Here is a 13,233-nt window from a genome sequence, read left to right on the forward strand (position 1 = left end):
GCCCCGTGCGTCCAGATATCAGGCCCCTCCGGTCGCGAGCGCGTGGCACGATCAGCGCATGCATCCTGCTGACGGTCACGACGTCATCAGGGTCCGTGGCGCCCGGGTCAACAACCTCCAGGACGTCGACGTCGACATCCCCAAGCGTCGGATGACCGTGTTCTCCGGTGTCTCCGGCTCGGGCAAGTCGAGCCTGGTCTTCGGGACCGTCGCCGCGGAGAGCCAGCGCCTGATCAACGAGACCTACTCCGCCTTCCTGCAGTCCTTCATGCCGGTCACGAGCCGCCCCGAGGTGGAGGAGCTGGACGGGCTCTCGGCGGCCATCGTGGTCGACCACGAACGACTCGGTGCCAACGCCCGGTCGACCGTCGGCACCGCGACGGACACCTACGCCCTGCTCCGGATCCTCTTCAGCCGGCTCTCCGAGCCGCACGTCGGCCCGAGCTCGGCCTTCTCCTTCAACCAGGCCTCGGCCAGCGGCAGCGGCCGGCTCGTCGTCGAGAAGGACGGCAAGCCGCCCAAGGGAGAGGTCGCGACCTTCGAGTTCATCGGCGGCATGTGCCCGGTGTGCGAGGGGCTGGGGCAGCAGGCCGCGATCGACGAGGACGTCGTCGTCGACCGGTCGCTCTCGCTCAACGACGGTGCGATCCTCGTGCCCGGCTACGGCGTGGGCACCTGGGGCTGAAAGATATACGGCGACGAGGGGGCCGCCGCCGACGGCAAGCTCGACATGGACAAGGTCCTGGGGGACTACTCCGAGCGGGAGTGGCACTGGCTGATGTACCAGGAGCCCACCAAGGTGAAGTTCGCCGGGATCAACCTCACCTACGAGGGCCTGGTCGTGCGGATCCGGCGCACCCTCTTCGGCGACAAGGAGCCGAAGCAGAAGCACATGATCGACTTCAAGGAGCGGGTCGCCACCACCGGTCCGTGCACCGAGTGCGGCGGCACCCGGCTCAACGAGGCGGCGCGGACGGCCACGGTGGCCGGCACGACCATCCCCGAGTGCACCGCGATGCAGGTGAGCGATCTCGCCGAGTGGGTGCGCGGCATACCGGACACCTCGGTCGCGCCCCTGGTCAGCAACCTCGCGGCGATGCTCGACTCGTTCACCGAGATCGGGCTGGGCTACCTCTCCCTCGACCGGGAGGCCGGGACCCTGTCCGGCGGTGAGGCGCAGCGGGTCAAGATGATCCGGCAGCTCGGCAGCGCGCTGACCGACGTCACCTACGTCTTCGACGAGCCGACCGTCGGTCTCCACCCGCACGACATCCGCCGGATGATCGCGCTGCTGGAGTCCTTGCGCGACAAGGGCAACACGATCCTCGTGGTCGAGCACAAGCCCGAGGTCATCGAGGCCGCCGACCACGTCATCGACATCGGCCCGGGCGCCGGCAACGACGGCGGCTCGATCACCTTCGAGGGCGACGTCGCAGGGCTGCGGGCCTCCGACACGGTCACCGGGCACTACCTCGACCACCGTGTGCCGCTGCGCGACCCGGAGGAGCTGCGGTCCGCGACCGGGGCGATCCACATCCGCGGCGCCGCGACGCACAACCTCAAGGACGTCGACGTCGACATCCCGACCGGCGTGCTCGTCGCGGTGACCGGTGTCGCAGGGTCCGGCAAGAGCTCGCTGGTCCACGGCTCGCTCAGCGGGCGTGAGGACGTGCTCATCGTCGACCAGTCCGCGATCCGCGGTTCGCGCCGTTCCAACCCGGCGACCTACTCCGGGCTGCTCGACCCGATCCGCACGGCCTTCGCGAAGGAGAACGGCGTCAAGGCCGCGCTCTTCTCGCCCAACTCCGAGGGGGCCTGCCCGGCGTGCAACGGCCAGGGCGTCACCTACCCCGAGCAGGGCATGCTCGTCGGCGGCCCGTCGCAGTGCGAGACCTGTGGGGGGCGACGCTTCCGCGAGGACGTGCTCGAGCACACCCTGCACGGGCTCACCATCGCCGAGGTCTTCGACCTCTCGATCGCGCAGGCCGCGGAGGTCTTCACCTCGGGCAAGGCGCAGGGCATCCTGGCGCGGCTGGTCGACGTCGGCCTGGGCTACCTGCGCCTCGGTCAGCCGCTCACGACCTTGTCCGGCGGCGAGCGGCAGCGGCTCAAGCTCGCCTCCCAGCTGGGGGGCAAGGGCACCACGATCGTCCTCGACGAGCCGACGGCGGGACTGCACCTGGCGGACACCGAGCGTCTGGTCCAGATGCTGCATACCCTCGTGGACCAGGGGCACAGCCTGGTCGTCATCGAGCACAACCTCGCCGTCGTGGCCAACGCCGACCACGTCATCGACATCGGTCCCGGGGCGGGGCACGACGGTGGTGAGGTCGTCTTCGAGGGCACCCCGGCCCAGATGGTGCAGGACGGGTCGACGCTGACCGCCGAGCACCTGCAGGAGTGGGTGGGCGCCCGCTGACCGCCGCGATCTCCGTCCGTGGGAGGAGTGATCTCCTGCCACGGGCGGAGGCGTGGCGCCCCGGGTGGGGGCAGGGTGGGAGGTATCGGTTCATCCACATCTGGGAGGGACACCATGCACCGACGCACCATCACCACCAGCATCGCCGCCCTGGCCCTGGCGGCCGTCCCCGCCGCGGCGGGAGCCGTGCCGGGCACGCAGGAGCAGCCGCAGCCCGACGCCCTGCCGGCGCCGATGACGGTCGAGCCCGAGGACGAGCTGCGCCGGTCGATCCGCGAGGCAGCGGCGCAGGCCCAGCGGTCGACGGCGGCAGACCTGCCGGCGACGCAGGGGCTGCCCGGCACCGACCGGCTGCCCCGCTCCCTGCGCCCCGACCTGGACGCCGGGCTGGAGCAGCTCGTGGCCGACGGCGCCATCGGGGTCACCGCACGGGTGGACACCCCGACGCTGCGCTGGTCCGGCTCGGCGGGGACGCGGAGCTTGGACGGCGCCGCACCGGCGCTGGACCGCAGCCCGCTGCGCGTGGCGAGCAACACCAAGATGCTCGTCGCGACCCTCGTCATGCAGGAGGTGGAGGCGGGCACCTGGACCCTCGACACCCCGGTGGAGGAGGTGATCCCCGGCCTCTTCCCGGACCACCCCGAGGTCACGATCCGGCACCTGCTGAGCCATACCTCGGGTATGCCCCGGGGCACCGGCGAGCTCATCGCGCCGTACCTGGGGGACGACCCCGAGGACTGGGACGCCTTCGTCGCGGCGGTGAGCCGGGACTACACCGACGACGAGCACATCGCCGCGGTCAACGCCGTCGAGTGGGATCTGGAGCCGGGGGAGGGGTTCCTCTACTCCAACGCCGGCTACGTCGCGCTCGGGATGCTCCTGGAGGAGGCGACCGGCAGCGACGTCGGGACCCTCATCACCGAGCGGATCCGTCGGCCCGCGGGCATGGGCCAGACGCGCTACCCGGACGAGCCGGGGATGCAGGGCGCCGCCCTGCACGAGGCGATGTTCGTCGACGGACGGGGGTGGATCGGGCTGGAGACCTTCGACCCGGACGTCTTCCGCGCCTCGGGTGCCGCTGTCGCCACGGTCGAGGACCTGCAGGACCTGACCGGCTCCCTGATGTCCGGTGAGCTGCTCTCCCAGGAGAGCGTCGAGGCGATGGTCACGCCGTCCTCGGACAACATCATGAACTACGGGCTGGGGATGTACTCCATCCTGACCCGTGCCGACCCGGCGAGTTCCTCCACGGCCACGACGGCGGGTCGCTGGGCAGCCTCAGCCTGACCTTCACCTCACGGGACGGCGCGCGCCAGTTCTCGCTCGGCGTGACCGGGCGGGACCAGACGCTCGCGCAGGACGCGCTCTACGACCTCAACGATGCCCTGGTGCCGATGCTGCTCGCCACCTGCTGACACCCGACCGCCCGGCTGCGCGGTCTGCATGGACCGGCCGCGCGGTATACCGGATCAGGGCCGCTCGTCGTCCCACTCGCCCTCGCGGACCTGCAGCGCCGCCTCCTCGGCCGGCTCGCCGGCCGAGTCCTCGGGGTGCGTCGTCGGCATCTCGGCGGGTCCGCCGAGCACGTCCTGGTCGGCGGGGATGGCGTCCGGGTCGTCGCCCCCGATCAGCTCGGTCTGCGGCTCCCGGGCGGTGTCCTCACCCCCGGTCTCGGGGCGGCCGTAGGAGGTGCCCTCCTCCGGCAGCTCCTGGGCGATCCGCTGGTCGATGGTCTCCTCGGCGCGGTCGTCGTCGGCGAACTCCGAGCTCACCGGTCGGCGGTCCGGCGGGCTCCAGGCGACGTCCGCGGTGGCGTCCGGCTCGTCGAGGTTGACCTCGGCCTCCGCCTCCTGCTCGGGGGTGTAGTCGCGGATGCCGCTCTCGTCCTCGTGGGGGTGTTCGCTCATAGGACTACGGTGCGCCCGCAGGTCGACGGACGCAAACCAAGCGGCCGGTCGGCGCAGACCGTGCGGCCGGTCCGTAGCATCGTGGGGTGCTCCGCGTCGCCTCGGTCAACGTCAACGGCATCCGGGCCGCGCGGCGGCGCGGGTTCGGCGACTGGCTGGCGCAGCGCGACTGCGACGTCGTGACGCTGCAGGAGGTCCGGTGCCGGGTCGAGGACCTGCCCGAGGACGCCTTCGGCGGCTACCACGTCGCCTACGACCCGGGGTCGATCCCCGGTCGCAACGGGGTCGCCGTCCTCACCCGCAGCCGCCCCGCCGCGGTCCGCACCTGGGGAGCCGAGGTGCTCCTGCGCGGACCCGGCGACCGACATACCGGCCTCGTCGCCGCCGACGCACCCGGCACCCTCGCGCGCGGGATCTCCCGGTATGCCGGTGAGGGCCGCTACGTCGAGGTCGACGTCGACCTGGCCGACGCGGCGGTGACGGTGGCCAGCCTCTACCTGCCCAAGGGAGGCCTGCCCGCCGAGCTGCAGCAGCCGGGGAGGATGCGGGACGAGCCCGACGGCGGCGCGAGGTATGCCCGCAAGATGCACTTCCTCGACGCCTTCGCCCGGCAGCTCTCGCGCTCGCGCCGGGCGGCCCGCGCCCGCGGCCGGGAGTTCCTGCTCACCGGCGACCTCAACCTCGCGCACACCCGGCTCGACGTGGCCTCCTGGCGCCGCAACCAGCAGTCCGAGGGCTTCCTCCCGCAGGAGCGGGCGTGGCTGGACGCCCAGCTCTCGCCGCGCACCCTCGTCGACGTCGTCCGCCGCCTGCACCCGGGCGTCGAGGGGCCCTACACCTGGTGGTCCTGGCTCGGGCAGGCGTATGCCCGGGACGCCGGGTGGCGGATCGACCACCAGCTCGCGACGCCCGGCCTGGCGCGCCGCGCCGTCTCGGCGGTCGTCGACCGGGAGCACCGAGGGGTCCGGCTCAGCGACCACGCTCCGGTCGTGGTCGACTACGCCCGGCCTCTCGGCTGAGCGCCAGGCCGCCAGCCGCCAGCGCGAGCGCGGCCGTGGCGACGACGGCGACGGACATGGTGGCTCCCTGCCGCGCCACCGGCCGGTCCCGGTGCGCTGCCCGAGTCGTGCGGGTCGGGGTGTCTCACGTCAGGAGGAGCCTGCACCGGTGAGTTCGCCCGCTCCCGATGGTCGACACGACATGACCACGACCGCCACGACGGCAGACCGGACCTTCCACCACCTGCTGGTGAACACCGCGCTGGCCGGCCTGACCACGTCATACCTCTGGTTCGGGCTCACCTTCTGGGCCTACCTGCAGACCCGGTCGGACCTCGCGACCGGCATCATCGGTGGCGCCTACATGCTGCTCGTCGCCTTCAGCAGCGTCTTCTTCGGCACCCTGGTCGACCACCACCGCCAGCTGCCTGTCATGCGGGTCTCGAGCACGCTGAGCCTGGTGGCGTTCACGGTGGCCGGGCTGCTCTACCTCGTCGTCCCGCAGCAGGACACGACCGACCTGACCCAGCCGTGGTTCTGGACCCTGTCGGTCATCATCATCGCGGGCGCGGTGGTCGAGCACCCCGGACGACGGCGTGCCTCAGCGCCGCTGCTCGTCCAGGTAGCCGTGGACCAGCGAGACGACCGAGGCGCCTTCGCCGGTGGCGGAGGCGACCCGCTTCATGCTGCCGGCCCGGACGTCCCCGGCGGCGAAGATCCCGGGCACGCTGGTTGTCTGCGGCGCCGGTGGCAGGTCCTCGAGCCACTGCTCCTGCGGCACCTGTCGCCCGGTGAGCACGAAGCCGCGCTCGTCGAGGGCCAGCTCCGGCGGCAGCCAGTGGCAGTGCGGCTCGGCGCCGATGAGCAGGAAGAGCCCGTCGACCTCGATCCGCTGGCGGTGCTCGTTGTCCTTGTGCTCGAACTCCAGCCACTCCAACCGGTCATCGCCCCTCCGTCGACGACCTGTGCCCGGCCGTAGACGGTGATCCGGGGGTTCGCGTCCAGCTCCTGGATCAGGTATGCCGACATCGTCGAGCTGAGGTCGTCGCGCCGGACCACGACGCTCACCGACCGGGCGAAGCGGGTCAGGTGCACGGCCGCCTGCCCGGCCGAGTTGCCGCCGCCCACGACCACGCCGTCCCCCTTCCATCTCGCGGGAGGCCGCCATGGCCGCCCCGTAGTGGACCCCGCGACCGACGAGCTCCTCCAGCGACTCGATGCCGAGGCGGCGGTACTCCACCCCGGTCGCGATGACGACGGCCCGCGCGAGGACGTCGCCGCCCTCGGTGACCACCCGGTGCGGCGCCCCGTCGGCGCCCGGCACCAGCTCGACGGCCGGCCACCCGGTGTAGAACTGCGTGCCGAAGCGGATCGCCTGCAGCCGCGCGCGCTGGCCGAGGCGCATACCGGAGATGCCCCGGGGGAAGCCGAGGTAGTTGCGGATCATCGAGCTCGTCCCCGCCTGGCCGCCGATGGCCTCGGACTCCAGCACCACGGTCCGCAGCCCCTCGCTGGAGGCGTAGACCGCCGCCGCGAGCCCGGCGGGTCCGGCGCCCACGACCACGACATCGGCGACCTGGTCCTGCTCGATCTCGTCGGGGCGGCCGTAGAGCCGGGTCGCCATGTCGCGGACGGAGGAGACCGGGCCGACCTGGTCGAAGGTCGCGACGACGGGCCATGCCGGGGTCCCGTCGGACCCCATACGGGCGAGCACCTGCTGCCCGACCTCGCTGTCCGGCGCGTGCACCCCGGTCGGTGCCCCGACCCGGTGAGGTACTCCAGCAGCTGGTTGGTGAGCGCGTCCCGCTCGGGGGTGATGATCTGCGTCGACTCCACCTCGGGCGTCGCGACCGTGGCGTTCCAGTCGTTGAGCAGCTCGCCGACGGCGACGTGGAACTCCTCGTCCCGCTTGCCCCGCGGCAGCAGCATGAAGGCGTCGATGGCCCCGGTGGCGACCGGAGTCCGCATCTCCACCGCGCCCTGCCGGAAGTGGTCCCAGTGCGAGACGGCCATCCGCCGCGCGGTGGGCACCAGGAGGCGCAGCTTGGCCAGCACGTGCTCGGTCTCGACCCCGGACACCGGGTGGTCGACGACGAGCAGCGCGACCGGTATGCCGTCGGCCACCATCGTGCCGAGCAGCTGCTTCGCGGCGAGCGGGGTGCTGGTGGGGATGACGGCGTACTCGCCGCTGTAGCGCGCGAACTGCGACAGCAGCGTGTCGAGGTGGCTCTCCGAGAGCACGACGATGGCGGGAGTGTGGGTCACCCGGCCAGACTAGTCAGGTCGCGAGGTGGTGCACGTAGCACCAGCGCCAGCTCTCGCCCGGCTCGGCGGACTGCATGACCGGGTGCCCGGTCTCGTGGAAGTGGGCGCTGGCGTGCTGGCCGGCGGAGCTGTCGCAGCAGCCGACGTGGCCGCACTCCCGGCACTGACGCAGGGCCACGACCTCCCGCCCCTCCTGCGCGCAGAGCTCGCAGCGCGGCTCCGGGGCGGCCGGTCCGATCGGGTAGGCCCGCAGCTCGGGACACTGCAGGTGCCCGTCGCTGCCGGTGGCCCGGATGTCCTCCCGGGCGCTGGCCGAGGAGTCGATCATCGACTCCTCCAGGTCGAGCATGCCCAGCACCTGACGCACCACGGGCGAGGGGACCTTCCCCTTGGCGCGGATGTGCAGGATGCGCTCGCGCTCCGCCTCGATCATCGCCCGGCGCAGCTCGGCGTAGGCGTCCGAGGGCGTCTGCCGACCCTCGGTCGTCGAGAGCTGCTCCCAGGCCGCGAAGGTGCGCTGGTCCAGGCGCTGGCGGATCGTGCGGGCCACCTCCACGGTGTCCGTCGTCTCCAGCTCCTCCAGCCGCGCCAGCCCGGCGGTCGCCGCCTGCTGCAGCAGCGTGGCCCGGGCCAGGGCATCGTCGGCCGGGTCCGGCGGGCGCACCCCGAGCAGGCGGGTCAGGGCCGGCAGGGTCAGCCCCTGCAGCAGCAGCGTGCCCGCCACCACGGTGAGGGCGACGAGCAGCAACAGGTCGCGGTAGGGCGTGTCGACGGGGAGGATGAAGGCCGCCGCCAAGGTGACGACGCCACGCATACCGGCCCAGCCGATGAGCGTGGTCTGCGCCGCGCCGGCGGGCTCGCGCCGGTCCCCGAGCCGGCTGCCCAGCAGCGGCCGGGTGAGGTGCACCCAGGCGAGCCGCACCGCGATCACCGTGGCGAGCACCGCGACCGGCACGAGGACGATCGTCCCGACGGACAGGTCGCTGCCCGAGAGGTCCTCCACGATCCACCGCGCCTGGAGCCCGATGAGGAGGAAGACGACGTTCTCCAGCAGGAAGGAGATGGTGCGCCAGGTCGTGCTCTCGGTGATGCGCCCCTGCGCGCTCTGCAGGGTCGAGGACCGGTGGCTCAGCAGCAGCCCGGCGACGACGACGCCGATGACGCCGGAGGCGTGGATGGCCTCGGCCAGCAGGTAGGCCGCGAACGGGGTGACGAAGGAGACCGCCGTGTCGAGCAGCGGGTCGTGCAGCCGTCGCCGCACCCAGGCGACGACCCGGTAGACGAGCAGCCCGACGAGCACGCCGCCCCCGGCCGCCAGCAGGAAGTCGCCGGCGACCCCGCCGGCGCTCACGCCTCCGGCCATCGCGGCGATCGAGGTGCGCAGGGCCACGAGGGCGGTCGCGTCGTTGAGCAGCGACTCGCCCTCGAGCACCGAGACGACCCGGCGGGGCAGGCCGATCCGTCGGCCCACGGCGGTCGCCGCCACGGCGTCGGGGGGCGCGACGACCGCGCCGATCGCGAGCGCGACCGGCCAGCCGACGTCCGGCAGCAGCGCCCGGACGACGACGGCGACCGCCACCATCGTCACCAGCACGGCGGCGACCGAGAGCAGCATGATCGGTCGAAGGTTGGCCTTCATGTCGACCAGCGAGGTCGACAGCGAGGCGGTGTAGAGCAGCGGCGGCAGCAGCCCGATGAGCACGATCTCAGGCTCGAGGTGGATCTCCGGCACCCCCGGCACGAAGGACAGCGCGATCCCGACGACGGTCAGCAGCAGCGGCCGGGGCGCCCAGGCGCTCGGACAACGCCTCGCCCGCGATCACGACGACCGCGAGCAGCACGAGCAGGATGGCGATCTCCACCGGCTCATTCTCCCCCACGCCCGGCGGGCGGCCCCCGTCGAGGTCGGTGCCGCGCCGGCCGTCCTGCTGCCTTGACCCCACGGCACCGACTGCGGGTGGCTAGCCTGGGGACCGATCCACCGGCCGTGCGGTCGCACGCCCGCGCCGCGCCCGGTCCGACACCGACGTCCAGCCCCACGGAGGAGACCCGATGATCACGCACGACGTGCGCGTCCACCCCAGCGCCGACGAGCTGGCCCGCGAGGACCAGCTCGCCTGGAAGATCGCGGAGGTCGCCGCCGACCCGGTCGCCGTCGAGGCCGAGGTCGCCGACATGGTGATCAACCGGGTCATCGACAACGCCTCGGTCGCGCTCGCCTCGGTCAACCGGCGCCCCGCGGTCGTGGCGCGAGACCAGGCGCTCGCCCACCGGCACACCCCTGCCGACGGCGCGCAGGGTGCGGCGATCTTCGGGGACCCGGAGGCGCGGGTCTCCCCGGAGTGGGCGGCCTGGGCCAACGGCACCGCGGTCCGCGAGCTGGACTACCACGACACCTTCCTCGCCGCGGAGTACTCCCATCCCGGCGACAACATCCCGCCGATCCTGGCGGTCGCCCAGCACGTCGGCGCCGACGGTGCGAGCCTGCTGCGGGCGCTCGCGACCGGATACGAGATCCAGGTCGACCTGGTCCGCGCGATCAGCTTGCACGCGCACAAGATCGACCACGTCGCCCACCTCGGCCCGTCCGCCGCGGCCGGCCTCGGGACCCTGCTCGGGGCGCCGACCGAGGTGACCTACCAGGCGATCGGCCAGGCGCTGCACACGACGACCGCGACCCGGCAGTCGCGCAAGGGCGAGATCTCCAGCTGGAAGGCGTATGCCCCGGCCTACGCCGGCAAGGCCGCGATCGAGGCCTTCGACCGGGCGGTGCGGGGTGAGGGTGCGCCGGCGCCGATCTACGAGGGCGAGGACGGCGTCATCGCCTGGATGCTGGACGGCAAGGACGCGCACTACCAGGTGCCGCTGCCCGGCCCGGGCGAGGCCAAGCGGGCGATCCTGCGGACCTACACCAAGGAGTACTCCGCGGAGTACCAGAGCCAGGCGCTCATCGACCTCGCGGTGCGGCTGCGCGAGCAGGTGCCGGACCTGTCGCAGGTCGAGTCGGTCCTCATCCAGACCAGCCACCACACGCACTACGTCATCGGCACCGGCGCCAACGACCCGCAGAAGATGGACCCGAAGGCGTCGCGGGAGACCCTGGACCACTCGATCATGTACATCTTCGCGGTGGCCCTCGAGGACGGGAGCTGGCACCACGTCGACTCCTACACCCCCGAGCGCGCCGGCCGGCCCTCGACCGTCGAGCTGTGGCACAAGATCAGCACGGTGGAGGACCCCCGCTGGACCGAGGCCTACCACGCGGCCGAGCCGGCCTTCGGCGGTCGGGTCGAGATCACGCTCCAGGACGGCACGGTGGTCGCCGACGAGCTCGCGGTCGCGGACGCGCACCCGGCGGGGGCACGGCCCTTCGCCCGGGACCAGTACGTCGCGAAGTTCCGCACCCTCGCCGAGGGCGTGGCCAGCAAGGCCGAGCAGGACCGCTTCCTCGAGGTCGTCTCCGGGCTGGCGGACCTGCCCGCGGGCCGGCTGCACGAGCTCAACGTCGTCGCCGACGCCCTCACCCTCGAGGTCGGGCCGCAGGGGATCTTCCGGTGAGCGGCGACCAGGCCACCGAGGGCGTGCTCGCCCCGACCCGGCGCCGCCAGGCCTTCCGTGCCGGTCTCTCCTCCGGGCGGATCCAGCGGTATGTCGGCGCGTTCACGCCGCTGTCCGTGCCGCTCATCGAGCAAGCCGGCTTCGAGGGCGTCTACATCTCTGGCTCGGTCCTCGCGGCCGAGCGCGGGCTGCCCGACATCGGGCTGACCACGGCCAGCGAGGTGATCGGCCGCGGCCAGGAGATCGCGGGCATGACCTCGCTGCCGGCCATGATCGACGCCGACACCGGCTTCGGCGAGCCCAGCAACGTCGCCCGCACCATCACCGGCCTGGAGCGCGCGGGCCTGGCCGGGGCGCACCTGGAGGACCAGGTCAACCCCAAGCGCTGCGGCCACCTCGACGGCAAGCAGGTCGTGAGCACCGAGGAGATGCTCCGGCGCGTCCGGGCCGCCGTGGTGGCGCGCACCGACCCGGAGTTCGTCCTGTGCGCCCGCACCGACGCCCGCGCGGTCGAGGGCTTCGACGCCGCGCTGGATCGGGCGAGGGCCTACGCCGACGCCGGGGCCGACCTCATCTTCCCCGAGGCCCTCAAGGACCTCTCGGAGTTCGAGGCCTTCGCCCAGGCCCTGGACGTGCCCATCCTGGCCAACATGACCGAGTTCGGGCAGAGCGAGCTGTTCACCACGACTCAGCTCGCGGACGCCGGCGTGTCCATGGTCATCTACCCGGTGACCCTGCAGCGCCTGGCGATGGGGGCGATCGAGGCCTCGCTGGCCACGATCGCGCAGGAGGGCAGCCAGAGCGACCTCGTCCCGCAGATGCAGACCCGCGCGCGCCTCTACGAGGTGCTGCGGTATGCCGACTACAGCAGCTTCGACGCCGACATCTTCGACTTCGCCGTCCCCGGCGAGCAGTGAGGAAGGACCCACCATGACCGAGACCACCATCCACCGCGGCCTCGCCGGCGTCGTCGTCGACGAGACCTCCGTCTCCAAGGTCGACGCCGAGACCAGCACCCTCATCTACCGCGGCTACCCGGTCCAGGACCTCGCCGCGCAGTGCTCCTTCGAGGAGGTGGCCTGGCTGCTGTGGCACGGCGAGCTGCCGACCGAGGACGAGCTGGCCACCTTCACCCAGAACGAGCGCGGCCTGCGCGCCGTCCCGGACGAGCTGGTCGAGGTCCTGCGCGGGCTCCCCGAGGACTGCCACCCGATGGACACGGTGCGCACGGCCGTGAGCTGGCTCGGGGCGCGTGACCCGCGCTCGGAGTCCGACGACCCGGAGGACACCCTGGCGGTGTCCGTGGCGCTCTTCGCCCAGCTCCCCACCATCGTCGCGATCGAGCAGCGCCGCCGCCGGGGTCAGGAGCCGATCGCGCCCGACCCGTCGCTGGGCTACTCGGAGAACTTCCTGGCGATGACCTTCGGTGAGGCCCCCGACGAGGCCACGGTCACCGCCTTCGAGACCTCGATGACGCTGTATGCCGAGCACTCCTTCAACGCCTCGACGTTCACCGCGCGGGTCGTCACCTCGACCCTCTCCGACGTCTACAGCGCCGTCACCGCGGCCATCGGCGCGCTCAAGGGTCCGTTGCACGGCGGCGCCAACGAGGCGGTCATGCACATGCTCGCCGAGGTCGGGGACGCGGACAACGCCGAGCCGTGGCTGGACACCGCGCTCGCCGAGAAGCGCAAGATCATGGGCTTCGGCCACCGGGTCTACAAGACCGGCGACTCGCGGGTGCCGACGATGGACGCCGCGCTGCGCACCTTCGCCGGGGAGGACCACCCGGACCTGCTCGCGACCTACGACCGGCTCAAGGACGCCATGATCGAGCGCAAGGGCATCCACCCCAACCTCGACTACCCCGCGGGTCCGACCTACCACCTCATGGGCTTCGACATCGCGATGTTCACGCCGCTGTTCGTCATGGCCCGCATCACCGGGTGGACCGCCCACATCCGGGAGCAGCAGGCCGCCAACGCCCTCATCCGCCCGCTGAGCGAGTACGTCGGCGCGGAGAAGCGTGAGCTCCCGCAGCGCTGAGCCACCGCGGCGACCGTCCGCCGAGACATGAATCACCTTT

10 protein-coding genes and 2 pseudogenes are annotated in these 13,233 nt (G+C 72.4%); 6 read left to right on the plus strand and 6 right to left on the minus strand.

The genetic code is table 11. The features are described 5' to 3' along the window. Nucleotides 1–58 precede the first annotated feature (58 nt). Together FU792_RS00310 and FU792_RS00315 are read left to right on the plus strand one after the other, a co-directional pair. Nucleotides 59–2,419, plus strand: a pseudogene (locus FU792_RS00310) (excinuclease ABC subunit UvrA). A 114-nt stretch (nt 2,420–2,533) separates the two neighbouring features. Continuing rightward, on the plus strand, nt 2,534–3,706 hold the full coding sequence (locus FU792_RS00315; protein WP_149814443.1) for a serine hydrolase domain-containing protein: 1,173 nt from the start codon (nt 2,534–2,536) through the stop codon (nt 3,704–3,706). A 182-nt stretch (nt 3,707–3,888) separates the two neighbouring features. Here FU792_RS00315 and FU792_RS00320 read toward each other — a convergent pair whose 3' ends face one another. Then, the gene (locus FU792_RS00320) at nt 3,889–4,326 is read right to left on the minus strand and encodes a hypothetical protein (protein ID WP_022923409.1); all 438 of its coding nucleotides are present in this window, start codon (nt 4,324–4,326) and stop codon (nt 3,889–3,891) included. 86 nt (nt 4,327–4,412) lie between these two features. Here FU792_RS00320 and FU792_RS00325 point away from each other — a divergent pair, with 86 nt between their 5' ends. Beyond that, on the plus strand, nt 4,413–5,345 hold the full coding sequence (locus FU792_RS00325; protein ID WP_022923408.1) for an exodeoxyribonuclease III: 933 nt from the start codon (nt 4,413–4,415) through the stop codon (nt 5,343–5,345). A gap of 660 nt (nt 5,346–6,005) precedes the next feature. On the opposite strand, the gene FU792_RS17495 is transcribed toward FU792_RS00325, so the two are convergent. From FU792_RS17495 to FU792_RS17510, 5 genes and pseudogenes are all read right to left on the minus strand, one after another. Beyond that, on the minus strand, nt 6,006–6,458 hold the full coding sequence (locus tag FU792_RS17495; protein WP_338101193.1) for an NAD-binding protein: 453 nt from the start codon (nt 6,456–6,458) through the stop codon (nt 6,006–6,008). A gap of 103 nt (nt 6,459–6,561) precedes the next feature. Continuing rightward, nucleotides 6,562–6,882 (minus strand): annotated as a pseudogene (locus tag FU792_RS17500) (NAD(P)/FAD-dependent oxidoreductase); the annotation flags it as partial. Next, nucleotides 6,768–7,589, minus strand: a complete 822-nt coding sequence (locus tag FU792_RS17505; protein WP_237739959.1) for a response regulator — start codon at nt 7,587–7,589, stop codon at nt 6,768–6,770. The pseudogene FU792_RS17500 and the gene FU792_RS17505, both read right to left, overlap by 115 nt. A gap of 13 nt (nt 7,590–7,602) precedes the next feature. After that, on the minus strand, nt 7,603–9,330 hold the full coding sequence (locus FU792_RS00335; RefSeq protein ID WP_238706016.1) for a Na+/H+ antiporter: 1,728 nt from the start codon (nt 9,328–9,330) through the stop codon (nt 7,603–7,605). After that, nucleotides 9,296–9,532: a hypothetical protein gene (locus tag FU792_RS17510; protein ID WP_238706017.1), complete on the minus strand. Its 237-nt coding sequence runs from the start codon at nt 9,530–9,532 to the stop codon at nt 9,296–9,298. Before FU792_RS17510 ends, FU792_RS00335 begins: the two co-directional genes overlap by 35 nt. Before the next feature lie 109 nt (nt 9,533–9,641). Between FU792_RS17510 and FU792_RS00340 the strand changes: the two genes are divergently transcribed. Genes FU792_RS00340 through FU792_RS00350 form a run of 3 tightly spaced genes read left to right on the plus strand, consistent with a single transcriptional unit; the run spans nt 9,642 to nt 13,193 of the window. Further along, nucleotides 9,642–11,147 carry an MmgE/PrpD family protein gene (locus FU792_RS00340; protein ID WP_022923403.1) on the plus strand — a complete coding sequence of 502 codons (1,506 nt, stop codon included), beginning with the start codon at nt 9,642–9,644 and terminating at the stop codon, nt 11,145–11,147. Continuing rightward, entirely contained in the window at nt 11,144–12,064 is a 921-nt protein-coding gene (gene prpB / locus FU792_RS00345; protein WP_022923402.1) for a methylisocitrate lyase, read from the plus strand. The genes FU792_RS00340 and prpB overlap by 4 nt, the downstream gene beginning before the upstream one ends. A 13-nt stretch (nt 12,065–12,077) precedes the next feature. Beyond that, on the plus strand, nt 12,078–13,193 hold the full coding sequence (locus tag FU792_RS00350; RefSeq protein ID WP_022923401.1) for a bifunctional 2-methylcitrate synthase/citrate synthase: 1,116 nt from the start codon (nt 12,078–12,080) through the stop codon (nt 13,191–13,193). Nucleotides 13,194–13,233: the final 40 nt, after the last annotated feature.

It is taken from the genome of Serinicoccus marinus DSM 15273, assembly GCF_008386315.1.
GTDB lineage: Bacteria > Actinomycetota > Actinomycetes > Actinomycetales > Dermatophilaceae > Ornithinicoccus > Ornithinicoccus marinus.

What these genes read in the sequence shown, in the direction of transcription:
- FU792_RS00340 (WP_022923403.1), top strand. Translation starts at nt 9,642, where the DNA reads ATGATCACGCACGACGTGCGCGTCCACCCCAGCGCCGACGAGCTGGCC.
- FU792_RS00315 (WP_149814443.1), top strand. Translation starts at nt 2,534, where the DNA reads ATGCACCGACGCACCATCACCACCAGCATCGCCGCCCTGGCCCTGGCG.
- FU792_RS00350 (WP_022923401.1), top strand. Translation starts at nt 12,078, where the DNA reads ATGACCGAGACCACCATCCACCGCGGCCTCGCCGGCGTCGTCGTCGAC.
- FU792_RS00320 (WP_022923409.1), bottom strand. Translation starts at nt 4,326, where the DNA reads ATGAGCGAACACCCCCACGAGGACGAGAGCGGCATCCGCGACTACACC.